General features: G+C 69.3%; 15 protein-coding genes. 6 read left to right on the forward strand and 9 right to left on the reverse strand.

Annotated features, from left to right (window positions below; translation table 11 throughout):
• Window positions 1–10: 10 nt before the first annotated feature.
• Window positions 11–436, reverse strand: a complete 426-nt coding sequence (locus tag KZJ41_RS10480; protein ID WP_006933103.1) for a hypothetical protein — start codon at window positions 434–436, stop codon at window positions 11–13.
• 248 nt (window positions 437–684) lie between these two features.
• On the opposite strand from KZJ41_RS10480, the gene KZJ41_RS10485 reads away from it, so the two are divergent.
• On the forward strand, window positions 685–1134 hold the full coding sequence (locus KZJ41_RS10485) for a DUF6325 family protein (protein WP_029542667.1): 450 nt from the start codon (window positions 685–687) through the stop codon (window positions 1132–1134).
• A 55-nt stretch (window positions 1135–1189) separates the two neighbouring features.
• Window positions 1190–1483: an SHOCT domain-containing protein gene (locus tag KZJ41_RS10490; RefSeq protein ID WP_029542669.1), complete on the forward strand. Its 294-nt coding sequence runs from the start codon at window positions 1190–1192 to the stop codon at window positions 1481–1483.
• Between the two features lie 85 nt (window positions 1484–1568).
• On the opposite strand, the gene KZJ41_RS10495 is transcribed toward KZJ41_RS10490, so the two are convergent.
• Window positions 1569–1985 carry a CoA-binding protein gene (locus KZJ41_RS10495; protein ID WP_029542672.1) on the reverse strand — a complete coding sequence of 139 codons (417 nt, stop codon included), beginning with the start codon at window positions 1983–1985 and terminating at the stop codon, window positions 1569–1571.
• A gap of 202 nt (window positions 1986–2187) precedes the next feature.
• On the opposite strand from KZJ41_RS10495, the gene KZJ41_RS10500 reads away from it, so the two are divergent.
• A complete protein-coding gene (locus tag KZJ41_RS10500) occupies window positions 2188–2982 on the forward strand; it encodes a hypothetical protein (protein ID WP_029542674.1) in 795 nt (264 codons plus the stop codon).
• Between the two features lie 132 nt (window positions 2983–3114).
• A complete protein-coding gene (locus KZJ41_RS10505) occupies window positions 3115–4035 on the forward strand; it encodes a phosphodiesterase (RefSeq protein ID WP_006933091.1) in 921 nt (306 codons plus the stop codon).
• Window positions 4036–4086: 51 nt separating this feature from the next.
• Here KZJ41_RS10505 and KZJ41_RS10510 read toward each other — a convergent pair whose 3' ends face one another.
• Genes KZJ41_RS10510 through KZJ41_RS10535 form a run of 6 tightly spaced genes read right to left on the reverse strand, consistent with a single transcriptional unit; the run spans window position 4087 to window position 11264 of the window.
• Window positions 4087–5034 (reverse strand): dioxygenase, encoded by a 948-nt coding sequence (locus KZJ41_RS10510; protein WP_180986988.1) that lies wholly within the window; start codon window positions 5032–5034, stop codon window positions 4087–4089.
• Window positions 5031–6119 (reverse strand): maleylacetate reductase, encoded by a 1089-nt coding sequence (locus tag KZJ41_RS10515; protein ID WP_050034933.1) that lies wholly within the window; start codon window positions 6117–6119, stop codon window positions 5031–5033. The genes KZJ41_RS10510 and KZJ41_RS10515 overlap by 4 nt, the downstream gene beginning before the upstream one ends.
• A 3-nt stretch (window positions 6120–6122) precedes the next feature.
• The gene (locus KZJ41_RS10520) at window positions 6123–7922 is read right to left on the reverse strand and encodes an FAD-dependent monooxygenase (RefSeq protein WP_050034934.1); all 1800 of its coding nucleotides are present in this window, start codon (window positions 7920–7922) and stop codon (window positions 6123–6125) included.
• A 36-nt stretch (window positions 7923–7958) separates the two neighbouring features.
• Window positions 7959–8411: a MaoC family dehydratase gene (locus KZJ41_RS10525; protein WP_050034935.1), complete on the reverse strand. Its 453-nt coding sequence runs from the start codon at window positions 8409–8411 to the stop codon at window positions 7959–7961.
• Window positions 8408–9991, reverse strand: coding sequence for a class I adenylate-forming enzyme family protein (locus KZJ41_RS10530; protein ID WP_050034936.1), 1584 nt, complete (start codon window positions 9989–9991; stop codon window positions 8408–8410). The genes KZJ41_RS10525 and KZJ41_RS10530 overlap by 4 nt, the downstream gene beginning before the upstream one ends.
• A gap of 25 nt (window positions 9992–10016) precedes the next feature.
• On the reverse strand, window positions 10017–11264 hold the full coding sequence (locus tag KZJ41_RS10535; RefSeq protein ID WP_232334091.1) for an NAD(P)/FAD-dependent oxidoreductase: 1248 nt from the start codon (window positions 11262–11264) through the stop codon (window positions 10017–10019).
• A 209-nt stretch (window positions 11265–11473) separates the two neighbouring features.
• Between KZJ41_RS10535 and KZJ41_RS10540 the strand changes: the two genes are divergently transcribed.
• Window positions 11474–12271, forward strand: a complete 798-nt coding sequence (locus KZJ41_RS10540; RefSeq protein WP_256997141.1) for an IclR family transcriptional regulator — start codon at window positions 11474–11476, stop codon at window positions 12269–12271.
• Between the two features lie 74 nt (window positions 12272–12345).
• On the forward strand, window positions 12346–12924 hold the full coding sequence (locus KZJ41_RS10545) for a TetR/AcrR family transcriptional regulator (protein ID WP_235431185.1): 579 nt from the start codon (window positions 12346–12348) through the stop codon (window positions 12922–12924).
• Between the two features lie 22 nt (window positions 12925–12946).
• Here the strand turns inward: KZJ41_RS10545 and KZJ41_RS10550 are convergent, their stop codons facing one another.
• A complete protein-coding gene (locus tag KZJ41_RS10550; RefSeq protein WP_050036325.1) occupies window positions 12947–14599 on the reverse strand; it encodes a helix-turn-helix domain-containing protein in 1653 nt (550 codons plus the stop codon).
• Between the last annotated feature and the right edge of the window lie 56 nt (window positions 14600–14655).

Consider the following 14655-nt stretch of genomic DNA (forward strand, 5'->3'; position numbering starts at 1 on the left):
CTCGGCCTGGTCAGTAGTAGTCGGCTCGCGGGTTCCAGGTCGAGATCGCCCAGATCACCACCACGTCGAGCGCGATGATCAGGATCGACCACCACGGGTAGTACGGGAGCCACAGGAAGTTCGCGAGGATCGACAGCGCAGCGATGACAATTGCCGACACTCGTGCCCACGTCGCGCCGCTGATCAGGGCGATGCCCACGACCACCATCACCACACCGAAGACGATATGGACCCACCCCCAGGTGGTCAGGTCGAATTTGAAGGTGTACTCCTGGCCCTGGACGAACACCTCGTCCTCGGCCACCGCCGCAATCCCTTGGAAGAACTGCAGGATGCCGATCGTGGCCATGATGACCGCGGCCCCGATCGACGTCCCCGCGGCGATGCCCTGTTTGACGGACATGCCTTCCTGATCGGCACGCACGTTCTGAGACATGATGCTCCCCTTCCGAGGCGGGATTGGTCTCGCCCAGTGTGCGCTTCGGCTCTGTTTCTCTGCAGTGGCTTCGGGCCTTTTTCCCGTTTCGAAGCGGTCACGAGACCGGCATGCGCCGGGGGCGGGTCGGTGTCCCGATGCCGCATGTGCAAAAACCGATGCGGGTTGCCGCGCGCGGACTATCGTCGAACAGGTGGTGGGTGGTGCGCCCGCCGAACACTGGTTCCGTCGCTGAAACGAGGCTCCTGGTGACCGATTCCGATATCGACGAGATGGGTCCGGTCGACTATCTCGTCATCGAGTTTCCTGCCGATCGCCCTCCCGACGGGTCGGCGCTACCGCTCCTGCGCGACCTCGTCGAGCGCGGCATCATCCGGGTGCTGGACCTGGCGTTCGTCCGCAAGGACCCCGACGGCTCCGTCGCCGGGATCGACATCGCCGAGGTCGGGCTCGAGGGCGAGTTCGACGTGACCCTGTTCGCGGAGGCCGCCTCGGGTCTGCTCGACGACACTGATTTCGCCGAAGCCGGAGCCGCGCTCGAGCCGGGCTGCTCGGCAGCCGTCCTGGTCTACGAGAACACCTGGGCCGCGCCCTTCGCGCGGGCACTGCGTCGCAACGGCGCCCAGCTCGTCGCGTCGGGCCGCATCCCGGTGCAGAGCATCCTGTCGTCTCTGGACGCCCTTGGATCTGAAAGCTGAAGTAGAGCAAAGTAATTCGAATCGACATGCCATTCGAGTACCCGAGGAGTGCACCATGCCCGGACTGCTTCGCGGAGTCGCCCGTACCGCCGTGGTGGCCGGAACCGCCACCGCCGTGTCCAACCGGGTGTCCCGGCGGCAGGGCCGGCGCTGGGCGGCGCAGGAGCAGGCTCCATACGACCGCGATGCGCAGTACCCGCCCGAACCTGCCCCGACGCCGGCCGCCCCGGCGGCGCCGGGAGGGACGGACCGGATCGCCGCATTGAAGGACCTCGCCGAGCTGAAAACACAAGGCGTGCTCACCGAGGCCGAGTTCGAGGCCGAGAAGGCCCGGATCCTGGCGTCCTGATCCCTCCGCTCGATCGGCACGGCGGCCGGCCGTCGCCGGCGGGTCGGCCGGTCAGCGAGGGCGACGCCGCGGCGCGGCAGCGGGCTCAGCCGCGCCGCCTGCCCCACTCGATCGCCGGGCACGCGTCCATCACCATCGCCACGCCCTGCTCGGTGGTGCGCCGGAACGCGTCCTCGTCGATCACGCCGAGCTGGAACCACACGCCCTTCGCGCCGATCGCGACGGCCTGGTCGGCGAACTCGCCCGCCGACTCCGACCGGCGGAACACGTCGACCACCTCGACGGGGAACGGGACGTCGGCGAGGGACGCGTAGCCCTGCTCGCCGAGCACCGTCGGCGCGTTCGGATGAATGGGGACGATCCGCTTGCCGCGCTCCTGCAACAGGCGCGCGATCCGATACGCGGTCCGGCCGGGATTGCCGGACAGCCCGACCACCGCCCAGGTGTCGCAGTCGTCGAGCATCAGGTTCACAGCCTTCGGGTCCTGCCAGGACGTGCTCATGGCAGCAAAATTACCCCTCGTCGGCGCGGGGCGGACATCGTCGCGGCACCCGGTCCGACCCACCGAAGGCCGACTCGTCCGGCCACCGCCGAACCCCTGCCCGTACTCTGGAGTACAGAAACTCGAGTCGTGCCGCGTTGGACCCGTCGCAACACAGCTCACCGATGCGTACGGGGCGCAGCACAGAAATGGACGCAGTCGAGTGCAAGATACGGCCGGTCGAGGCATCCAAGCCTTCATTTCCGAGGTCATCCAGCGCGGGGGCCGCGCCGAGCGGCTCGAGCACCTGCCGCGCAACCCGGTCCAGGTGTGGGGCGTCGACGGGGACAGCTGCATCGTGCGCGTCCGCGCCAAGATCGACGGGGACTGGCAGGCGCGACGGCAGGACGCCCTGCCGGACGCCGACGACACGGGCTCGCAGTTCTGGGTCTTCGTGGACCTGGGGAGCACCCCGGTGACGTACTTCGTGCTTCCGTCCGACGAGGTCGCGGCGGGGATCGCCGCCGAGGTCGACATCTGGATGGCCGATGCGCGCGGCCGGACCCGCACCGGAAGCCACGCCATCCCGCTCAGCAGCGTCGCCCACGGCAAGGACCGCTGGGACCTGCTCGGCCTGACGCCGGCCAAGGACACCACCCGCTACACCGACGACGACGCGGCCGAGGCCGAGCAGGAGCGGCTCGCCCGCAACCGCGCGCGCAAGGCGAGCGCCTCGGGCAAGGCACGCGGGGCGGCCGAACCCGAGGTCGCCGAGGACCCGCGGCTGCCGGTGCTCGCCGACTGGGACGGCTACCGGGTCAAGGGGCGGTTCGACCCCGCCACCGGCGTCCTCGAGATCACGGCCGGTCCGATGGAGGGCCGGCGGTTTCCCGATCCGACCACCGCCGCCGTCGCCGTCGCCAGCTACCTCAGCGGTGACGTCGAATCGTGCGACGGCGGCATGTTCTGGCGCCTCGACCAGCCGGAATCCACGCCGTTGGGGGCGCACCTCGCCTGACGGCACCCGAGGTTTCCGCCCTGTTCGCCGTCGCGTCGACTCCGGGGTGCCCAAGGGCAACCCGAACCCGTTCGACTATGGTCATACTCGACGTGTGCGCCTGAGCACGTCGGCGAACGGAAGTGAGAGATCATGGGCAGCCCTCGTGGGGCCGAGCGAATAGCCGAATACCCGAGGCCCTCGCACACCCTGCTGCACATCACCGACACCCACCTGGTCGGCGGAGACGAACTGCTCTACGGGACGGTCGACGCCGACGCCCGGGTGCGGCAGATTCTCGCCGATATCCGCGCGTCCCAGGTACAGCCGGACGCGCTCGTGTTCACCGGCGACCTCGCCGACCGCGGCCAGCCCGACGCCTACTCGAAGCTGCGCGGCCTCGTCGAGCCCGTCGCGCAGGCACTCGGCGCGCAGATCGTGTGGGCCATGGGCAACCACGACGACCGCGCCACCTTCCGCGAACTGCTGCTGGATCAGGCGCCGTCCACCGGCCCGATCGACCGCGTATACGACGTCAACGGCCTGCGCATCATCACCCTCGACACCTCGGTGCCAGGCTTCCACCACGGCGAGATCTCGCAGGAACAGCTGAACTGGCTGGCGCAGGAACTCGAGACGTCGGCGCGCTTCGGCACCATCCTCGCCATGCACCACCCGCCGGTGCCCAGCGTGTTCGACCAGGCCGTGCTCGTCGAGCTGCGCGACCAGGCCGGCCTCGCCGAGGTGCTGCGCGGCACCGACGTGCGCACCATCCTCGCCGGGCACCTGCACTACACCACGACCGCGACCTTCGCCGACATCCCCGTCTCCGTGGCCTCCTCGACGTGCTACACCCAGGACCTCAACGTTCCGGCCGGGTGCCAGCGCGGCCACGACGGTGCCCAGGGCTTCAACCTCGTGCACGTCTACCCGGACACCATCGTCCACTCCGTGGTGCCGACCGGCAGCTACATCACCACCGGCCGGCCGTCCACCGCGGAGGACGCGGCCCAGCGTCTCGCCGAGGCCGGAATCCGCATCCCCGAGAACCCGGACGTCACCGTCCGCGTCTAGGCGCGCGCCGCACAAACTCGGACGGTCGGTACCGGCGTCGCCACGGCCGGCCTACTCGGCGGGCGCCAGCACGATGTCGAAATCGACGCTCGCCCAGCTGCGCCCCGCGAGGTCGTGTCCGTCCGGCGGAGTCTCCTGGGCCGAGTGCTGGACGAAGTCCTTGACGAGCGAGTCCTCGACACCGAACACGCTGTCGCGGTCGAGGTAGTCGCAGCCGTCGACGAAGATATGGGTGACGAGCGTTCGAAGTCCCGGCGCGGACACCATGAAGTGCAGGTGGGACGCGCGTATCGGTGACCGCCCGGCGGCTTCGAGCAGCCGCCCGACCGGACCGTCGTGCGGAATCGGGTAGGGGGTGGGGGTCAGTCCCCAGAAGCTGTACCGGCCGTCGTCGCCGGTGAACAGGTGAGCGCGAGCCGCGACGCGCTCGTCGCGGTACTGCACGTCGTACAGTCCATCCTCGTCGGCCTCCCACACCTCGAGGCGCGCGCCCGGCACAGGCCGGCCTGTGAGGTCGCGGACGGTGCCCTGCACTCGGCACGGTTGGCCCTTCGCGCCGAACGTCAGGTCGCCGTCGGTCTCGATGCGCGGTGACCCGTCGACGAAGAACGGCCCGAACACGGTCGACGCGGTGGCGTCGCCGATGGCTTCGTTGTTGACGGCGATGGTCTGCATCGAGACACCGAGGACGTCCGAGAGGAGGACGAACTCCTGGCGTTTGTCGTCGGTGATGTGTCCGCACTCGGTGAGAAAACCGACGGCGGTACTCCATTCCTGCTCGGTGAGCCGTACCTCGCGCACGAATGTGTGCAGATGCTGGACGAGCGCCTGCATGAGCTGACGCAGGCGCGGCGAACCGGTGTTGTCGAACGACGCGACGACCCGGTCGACGAGGTCCTGCTCGCGTCGTGCCTGTTCGGGCGATACGGAGGGCACCGCGTCGAGTGGGCGGGCGGTCGGGTGGAACGGCTCGTGAGTGTGATCGGATGGGGTGTTCACGGAGTCCTCCGGGTCTGCCGCCCCGACCACGCCGCGTACAGCAGCTCGGTCAGGTTCCGCGGCGTGACGGGTGTGGGATTGGTATCGGGAACGGCGGCAAGGCAGCGCCGCACCGCGTCGGGAAGATCCGCCTCGCGCATCCCCAGCTCGGCGAGAGACGTCGGAGCGTTCGAGCGCCGCCGTAGTTCGTCGAGCGCTGCGGAGGCCGCGTCGGGATCCGTCGGGGTCGGGGATCCCAGCGCGACGGCGAGGCGCCGGCCGAGCGTGGGGAGCGACGCGGCGTTGAAGGCCAGCACGTAGGGCAGCACGACGGCGTGGGTCTGCGCATGCGGCAGACCGTACGCGCCACCGAGGACGTGGCAGATCTGGTGGTGCATGCCCGCGCCGGCCGACGCGAACCCCACGGCAGCGAGGTACGCGCCGTACAGGCAGCGGTCGCGGCCGTCGATGCCGCCGGGGTCCGCGACAACCTCCGGCAGGCCGGTGGCGAGGGCACGGGTGCCCTCGAGGCAGAGCGCGGCATTGATCGGATCGGCGCGCGGGGCCCACAGCGAGTCGATGCAGTGGGCGAGCGCGTTCAGGCCGCTGGCCACACTGAGATCGACCGGCAGGCCGACGGTCAGCTCGGAGTCGTAGATCACCGAGGCCGGAAGGACCGCGTTGTCGGCGCCGGTGGTCTTCACCCCCTTCTCGGTCAGCCCCCACACGTTGGTCGCTTCCGAACCGGCGTAGGTCGTCGGCACGGCCACGATCGGTAGGCCGGTGGTCATCGCGACGGCCTTGGCCAGGCCGACGGCCGATCCTCCGCCGATACTGACGAGGGCGTCGGCCTCGGCGTCGATTGCGGCCCGCCGTGCTCGTCGCGCAACCTCGACGGGGACGTGCGGATGGACCTCCGACCAGCGGTAAACCACCGGCAGGTCCCCGGCGATGCGGTCGGCGAGGGCATCTTCCGCCGCCGATGCCACGAGCATGACCCGCGCGGCGCCGAGCCGATCGATCTCGGCCGCGAGGTGGCGGCGTGCGCCTCCGGCCCCGAACACCACGCGCTGCGGAAGGGACTCATGGGTGAACGACAGTCCCATCGGTCACGCCTGCCGGTGCAGGATTCGGAGCATGGCGTCGCGCAGTGCGGCCACCGGGTCGTCCGCCACACGGTGTGCTCGCCATCCGATGTGGGTGTCCGGCCGGACCAGGACCGCACCGTCCTCCGCCACCTCCCGCAGCCTGTTCCAGTCGAAGTACAGGTCCTGTACCTGCTCGCCGGCTCCGATCACGATCGGGACCACCTCGACGCCGAGTTCCTCCGAGACCTTCGCCGCCGCGCCGGCCCACGCCCGGCCGGTCTTGCCGGTGAAGAGAGTGAACTGCGTGTACTTCGCCAGATCGTGCGTGGACATCTTGCTCGTCGAACTGCCTACCCAGCAATGCGGCAGGCGCACACCGGGATACGTGTGCGGCTCGTAGTAGAGTTCCGGATCCCGCGCGGGGGCGGGCAGGACGCTCCCGTCCCCGGCCACCGCGGTGGAGCCGGCGTAGTTCTGCCCCAGCTCGACGCCGAGAGCGTTGAATTCGTAGTTCTTGAGCTCCATCGCCGCCGCGAGCGCCTGCCTCTTGGTGGCACCTTCGGGTGTGTCGGCCCGGAGTTCGGCGAGTTCGGCCTGCATGTGTTCGACCGTCGTCACCCGAGTTGTGCCGAGGGCTTCGAAGATTCCCACGAACTCCCGACTGGACTTGTTGGCGCGCCTGACGATCTGCTCGGCAACAGGGACACGTTCGACCGAGTAGGTCTCGAGTAGTCCCGGACCGGCGCGTCCTTCCAGCACGGCGGCAATCTTCCAGGCGAGGTTGTAGGAGTCCTGGATGGAGGTGTTGGAGCCCAGGCCGTTGCTCGGCGGGTGACGGTGGGCCGCGTCGCCGGCGATGAAGACCCGGTGCGACTGCATGTGCGTGGCGTACATCTCGTTGTTGCCCCACAGCGAGTAGCCCGTGATCTCCACGTCGATGTCGTCGCGACCGATCATGGTGCGGACGATCTCCCGGGCGTGATCGTCGTTCATCTCCGGTGGCGGCAGCTCGATGTCGTAGCCCCACACCGCGAGCCACTCGTTCCACGGGCGCACCATGCGGACGAGTCCGGCGCCGATGCCGCCGACATCCGAGCCGGGCTGCACCACCCAGTACAGCACCGAGGGGCGGTGCGCGACGAGGTCGGTGAGGTCGGCACGGAACGTGATGTTCATCGAACCGGCAATGTCCATCCGGCCCTCGAACGGCAGGTCGAGGGAGGCTGCGATCGTGGAGCGGGCGCCGTCCGCCCCGATCAGATACTTGGCCCGGATGTCGAATTCGCGGCCGTCGAGCCGATCGAGAACACGGACGGTGACCCCATCGGCGACCTCGGAATGCGAGAGGTACTCGGTCGAGAACCGCGTCTGCGTACCGCGGACCGTGGCGTTCTTCACGAGGATCGGTTCGAGATGCGTCTGCGGAATGTCGCAGTTGAGGGACGGCGAGGCGAGCACGTAGTCGGCCTCGCGTGCGGGGTGGGTACCCCACGCCAGGATCCGCCCGAGTTCCTCGCCCGCCAGGGCGGTGCAGAACACGGTGTCACCCATGATGGCGTGGGGGGACGCCTCCGCAAGGACCTGCTGCTCGATGCCCACGTCGCGGAAGATCTCCATCGTCCGCTGATTGGTGATGTGAGCGCGTGGCGTATTGGCGGTCCACCGGTACTTGGTGATCATGATGTTGTCGATGCCGAGCGTGGACAGGAACAGTGCGGCGGAGGCGCCGGCGGGGCCGGACCCGACGATGGCGACGTCGGTTTCGACGACCGGGCCACGGGGAGGAGCGGTCTCGGCGAGACCGTCGTGAAAGACAGGCATGGGTTCTCCGAAGGCAGGGGTGACGGGCGGCGGGTATCAGTCGTAGTAGCGGAAGATCACCTCGGCGACGCAGGCGGGCTTGTCGCCGTCCTCGATCTCGATGACGCACCGGTAGACGGCGTCGACGCCGCCGTCGAACGGCACGGTGTCGGCCAGGTGCAGGTCCAGCCGTACCCGCGTGTCGACCGGAACCGCGGCCGGAAAACGAACTCTGTTGAGACCGTAGTTGAGTCCGAGGGAGCAGAAGGACGTATCGATGGTCTGCTGGATGAGCCCGCCGATCAGCGCCAACGTGTGGTAGCCGTGCGCGATGATCGATCCGAACGGGGACGCCGCGGCGCGCTCGGTGTCGAAGTGGATCCAGTTGAAGTCGTGTGTGGCCTCACCGAATCCGCGGATGTGCCGGTGGTCCAGCGTCACCCACGGACTGGAGCCCAGATGTGTGCCGACGTGCTGGGTGAGATCGGCGGTGCTGCCGAAGACGATCATCGTTCCTCCTGGGACGGGACGGGTGCGGGGCTGTCGGATCTCGGGTCGAGCATCCGTTGCACGCCCCGGCGGTCGAGCTTGGAGTTGGCCAGGAACGGGAGCTGGTCGCAGAACCGCACGCTCTTGGGGATCTTGTACGAGCTGAGGCGCTCGCGAAGGAACCTCTTCACTTCTTCCTCGGTCGGGGCGTGCCCGCGGGCCGGGACCGCAAGCATGTGGGCGGCCTCGCCGAGGTCGGGATCCGGCACGGCGGCCACGGCGGCGAGCTGGATGCCGGGGTGGTTTTCGACGGCCTGCTCGATCTCCATCGGTGAGATGTTGTAGCCGCCCGAGCGGATGAGCAGTTTCGAACGACCGGCCAGGACAAGGTTTCCCGAGTCCTCGAAGTATCCGAGATCGCCGGTGCGGAGCCATCCCGTCGGCGTGATCGCTTCGGCGGTCTTGTCGGGCTTTCCCCAATACCCTTGCATCAACGGGTTGCGTCGTACGAGGATCTCGCCGGGTTCGCCGGGGCGGTGCCCCGGGATCGGTTCGATCCGGATTTCGATGTCGTCGAGCGGCTTGCCGACGGTGCGGGTCGCCTCCGCAGGGGTGATGTCCCGATCGGTCATGGTGATGCACCCGATCTCCGTCATGCCGTAGGAGGCGCCGACGACGGGGATCCGGGCGGCGAGCCGTTCCGCCAGGCTCACCGGCAACGGACCGACCCACCACAACCGCTCGAGCGAGCCGAGGTCCGCGGTCTTGAACCGATCGTGTGCCATGAGCCTGTTGAGCATGGTTTGGATGACTCCCTGCCAGAGGGTGACCTTCTCCTGCTCGATCGCGTCGAGTGCGGCGCCGGCCTCGAAGCGCGGCAGCTGGACGAGGGTGCCGCCGGACAGAATGGCGGACACGACTTCGTTGCCCTGACCACCGATGTGGTCGATCGGCATGAGCGACAGGATGCGTGGCGCCTCGACGGGAGTGTGGCGCAGGAGCGCGGAGAAGGTGAGGATGCCGCGATGGGTCACGACGGCGCCCTTCGGGTCCCCCGTCGTCCCGGACGTGTAGACGATCGACAGCGGGGCGTCGGGATCGACGGGCCGCGCGACGGATCGTGCGGGAACCGCCTCGAAGGGCACTGGCCCGCCTGGCTCGTCACCGAGACGAACGACGGCACGAATGTCGTGGCGTTCCGCGGCCCGATCGACGAGGGCACCGAACTGCGTGCCCTCGAATCGTTCCACGGTGACAAGGACGGAGGGCGTGGCGTCCGTGAGGATGTAGTCCAGTTCCTTCTCGTTCACCCGCGTTCCGATCCCGAGGAAGAGGGCGCCCAACCGGGCGCACGCGAGATAGACGGCGACGACTTCGGGGCGCGGGTACGAGAGCATGCCGACCCGGTCGCCGGGGCACACCCCCAGCGCTTCGAGACCGGCGGCGGTGCGTTCGGCCTGTTCCCGCAGTTCGCCGTAGGTGCAGCGGAACGAACCGTGCACGACGGCCTCGCGATCGGGGTGGGCGGCGGCGCGGCGGGCGAACACGTCCCAGAGGCTGGTGTTCGAGGTGCCGGGGCTGGGATGAGGTTGATCGATCATGATGGTCCTCGGCGTGCGGTGATGGTCAGAATCGGGTGGACGGCGAGAAGCGCTCGGCGGAACCGGATGTCACCCGGCTGTCCAGCCACATTCCCGGTCGGGTCCACCAGCGCGCGGCGAACGCCGCACCCCATTGCGCGGCACGGTCGAACACGGTGTTCGCCTCCATCTGGGCGAGCGCGCCACCGGCGGCATCGGCGTTGAAATGCCCTGCACGGCGGCGTGTCTCGCCCGCCGCGCCGACCTGTTCCCGGGCGGCGGCGTCCCCGCCGTCGCGAGCTGCGGCGGCGAACGCCTCGATCGCGGCTTGCGCGTCGCGCACTCCGGAGTTCAATCCGCGTCCGCCGCCGAACGGTGCGAACAGGTGCGCCGCTTCACCCGCGAGGAACACCCGGTTGTGCGGGTCCGTGAATCGAGCGGCGACCGCGCGGTGGAATCGATAGCGCGAGACCCACGCGATGCGATCGCGGTAGCGTTCGCCGAGGATGGCCGCGACCCAGGCGGCGGTGCCGTCGGCCGACTGGAGGGCCTCGACGTCGTCGTCTCGGCGTGCCTGGAGGTCGAGGCGCCACCCGCCCTGGAAGGGCAGGACGAGAACATTGCGTCCTTCGACCGCCGGGTGCCGGTAGTGGAACTCCCGCACGAGGGGCAGCGGGTCGTCGGCAACCTCGTCGACGTCCACGATGACGAAGGACGCGTCGGACCGCGGACCCTCCATGCCGATTCCCAGCGACGTGCGTACCGCGGAGTGCGCACCGTCGGCGGCTACGACGTAGTCTGCGTCGATCGTGCTGCCGTCCACGAGGTGGACGGTGACCCCGTTCTCGGTGGACGATACGCTGCCGACCCGACTGCTCCACCGGATCGGAATCCCGGCCTTCTCGACGTGCTCGAGCATCGCCCGCTCCTGCAGCCGCTGCGAGATGCTGGCGCCGAACGCGCCGTGGGGCGCGCGCGGAAAGGTCCGTTCGTACACGGTGCGGCCGTGGTACGTCGAACGGATACGCGGCCAGGTCACGCCCTCGTGGGCGAGCCGCGCGCCCAGGCCGGGGGAGAATGCGTCGAGCTGGTCCAGCGTCTCGCGGTAGAGGTAGGTCGCGCGGCTTCCGGGTCGGAGCCGGTTGCTGTCCTCAGCCTCGAGGATTGTCGTCCGGAGGCCGTGTGAGTGCGCGGCGAGGGCCGCCACGAGTCCGACGGGGCCGGCGCCGACGACCACAACCTGAATTCGTGGCGCCGAGGTCGGGTCCGGGGGAGAGGGGGATTCGGATGTCATGGCTTCGACTGTGGCCGGACCCGGATCGGTGCTCAATGGATGACTCGTCCAGCGATCGGGCCGGGTGTTGTGGGCATCGACTCGAGGCGGTGGGCACGTGGACGCGACCCCGAGGGGCGCAGGCGGTGCGACGGGCGTGATTCGTTGACAGGGTGCCGGTCGGTGGATAGCCTCATTGGAACGATCGTTCTAGCCAGCTTGGAGGCGTTATGGCAGGAGATCCTCGTCCCGGACTGGAATGCCGCAGTGTTTCGGCGCCGGACGATCGTGCGGCTACCGCATCGTTGCTCGGGCGGGCATTCGAGATCCTGGGTGTATTCACTCAGTCCCGACGGTCCATGACGCTGAGCGAACTCGCGCGCGGAAGCGGGTTGCCCAAGTCCACGACGCACCGTCTCCTCGCGATGCTGCAGGAGGTGGGCGCCGTCGAGCGTATCGACGACCGGTATCAGGTGGGACTGCGGTTGTTCTCGGTGGGACTCTGCTCCGCCGAGCTCGAACTCCGTGACGCTGCGCTGCCGTTCCTCGAACGAATCCACCGGGCCACCAGGCAGACCGTGAACCTTGCAGTCCTGCGCGGAAACGACGTGGTCTATCTGGCGAAGATGACCGGTAGTGCAACGTCGACCCCGGCCTCGGTGGGTGGCAGGCTGCCGGCTCATGCCACGGCGGTCGGCAAGGCTCTGCTCGCACACACACCCCTCGGCCCCGCGCCGTCGCGATCTCGCGTCCTCGTCCCGCGCACACCCAGCACGATCGTGCGTCCGGACGACCTGCACACGTGTCTCGAGCGCGTCCGCATCTCCGGGTACGCGCTCGATCGCGAGGAATCTGCGAAAGGCCTGGCGTGCGTAGGGGTTCCCGTCCTGGTGGGCGACGATGCGGTCGCGGCGATCTCCGTGGCGTTTCCGAGCGGGTACGGCACCGGAGAGCAACTCGTCTCGCCGTTGCGGGAGGCGTCGGCCGCGATCGGCCGGTCGCTCGGGGCGCGTTACGTATCTGTCTAGACGAGTCGAGGGAGGTGGGGACCGGATCCATGGCCGGCGCGGAGGCAATTTCACAGAACAGTCGCGATCACCTGATGAACGTCGCGGAGGAGTTGATGGCGGCTCAGGGCTACCACCGGACCTCCATCGCGGACATCCGGCGTGCATCGGGGCTTCCCGTCGGATCGATCTATCACCACTTCAAGAGCAAGTCCGGCCTGCTCGCCGCGGTGATCGAGCGGGGAAGCCGGAGGTTCTTCGCCAATCTTCCTCGGGCGGTGAATATTTCCGGATCCACCGAGGAGGCGATGCGCGCGTACTGGTCGGCTGCGGCCGCAACCATAGCCGAACACATCTCGTACTTCCAGCTCGAGGCGGACATCGTGTGGCACGGGGCGGCCGACCCGGAACTCGCCGCTGTGGTGGCGAAGGCCACCGGCTATGCCCGCGACCAGCTGGTGGACGTCATCGAGCCGTTCGCGCAAGAGGCCGGTGTGGTGGACCCGCGCGCGCTCGCGGTCGAACTCGCCCTGACCAGCGTGACGTTCGTGCGCGGCGCCGTCATCGAGTCCGGGGGGGACGCGGCGTACCTCGAACGCAAGATCGGCGCCCTCTACCGGTTGTTGCGCGCCGACATCGTCGCCCAGGGCGCCGATCGCGGCGCCGGCCCGTAGGAGCGCGGTCGCGCGGCCCGCGTCAGCGGCCGTCCCGGCGTCCCACGACGGTGCTCAACCGCAGCGCCAGCAGCAGGAAGAAGCGAGCATCCGGGTCGTCGAGATCGACGCGGAGCAGCTTGCCGACGCGTTCGATGCGGTAGCGCAACGTGTTGACGTGAACGTGCAGTGCACGGGCCGTTTCGGCCGCTCGCCGGTCCTTCTCCAGATACGTCTGCAGCGTGTGAAGCAGATCGGAGCCGTCGCGGATGTCGGCGCGCAGCACCGGAGCCAACGATTCCTCCGCCGCGGCCGCCAGCGCGTCGACTCCGCCGACGTGCGCGAAGAGGCGGTACATTCCGAGAGACTCGACGGTGACGACGGCGCGTTCGCGTCGTCCGTGGACACCGACGCGCAGCGCGAAGCGGGCCTCGCGCACGGCCGCGGGATAGTCCTCGGCCCGGCGACAGACCGGACCGATGCCGGCGCCGAGCGCGTGTGGGCGGCACTCCTCGACGATCGCAGCGAGGTGCGTTGCGAGGACGCTCGATTCCGCGTCGCCGCGCACAGGCCACAGCACGAACGCGTCGCCCTCGAACGTGGTCAGCTGCGCGTCGGGGACCCGAGTCCGCACCCGCCGGCCCAGGGTGTCGAGCAGTGCCCGATCCACGTGCCGGTCACCTCCCACGGCGACGACCGCCCGAGGGACGCCGAGATCGAGCCCGACCAGCAGAGCCCGATGCCACAGCCGGCGCAGCTCGTCCTTCGACCCGTCCAGCAGGCTCCGCACCAAGTGATCGGTGAGGCGGATCTCGGTTTCGAGGGCGGCACGGTGCCGCGCGAGGTCCATCCCGACGAGAGCCGCCAGCACGCGCACCGAGTCGTCCCCGGTGGCGGCGGCCCCGCGCAGGGTCAGCATTGCGTTGTCCGTTCCGGGGACGCGGAACTGCCGCACGCACCCCGTCGTGCGGCTTCGGTCGACGGTCGGGTTGCCCGGCCGCGGCGGGCGGCCGTTCGGCCCCTCGAGGTGCACCGATGCGCCCCACGCGTCGCCTGCGAGTTCGAGACAGTGGTCGAGGCCGGCACCGGAGAGCATCGATTCGGCCGTGGCCAGATACAGCTCCCGCTCGGCGCGGGACCGCTCGCGGTCGTCCTCGAGTGTCCGCAGGTCCTGCGCGGCGCGTGCTCGTTCCACGGCCCGCTCGCGCAGCTCCCCGGCCATCGACGCGAGACCGGCCAGCGCGCGCAGCTCCTCCGACTCGACGGGGCGGCGTGCGCGCGACACCACATACAGCACCGAGTCGACGTGTGCGGCTCCGCTCACCGGCACCGCCGCCGCCGAGACCAGTCCCTCTCGTTCCAGCAGCTGCCGCATCCGGGGGATCGCCCGGGGGTCCGCGCTGTAGTCGGGTGTCGACACCGGTCCGCCGCTGCGCAGCACCTCGCCTCCGAGCCCCCGGTCGGGCGGTATGTGGCTCAGGGCATGGACTTCGGGCTGACTCAGACCCGACCCGGCCACCATGTGGAGACCGTCCTCGCGGGCGTCCATCCAGAACGCCGCGTCGGCACGCGCGGTGGCGCGCGCCGAGGTGAGTGCCGCGCGCACCACGTCGTCGGCACTGTCGGCCGCGACGATGTCTCGAAGAGCAGTCAGGATGTCGGTGTACTGAGCGCGCCCGGATCGTTCGACAGGCATGGCGGTGAGCATACGCTCGACCACGGCCGTGCTCCGGCGGATTCGCCGTGCCGATT

The organism is Rhodococcus sp. 11-3, assembly GCF_023704055.1.
GTDB classification, from domain to species: domain Bacteria; phylum Actinomycetota; class Actinomycetes; order Mycobacteriales; family Mycobacteriaceae; genus Rhodococcus; species Rhodococcus aetherivorans.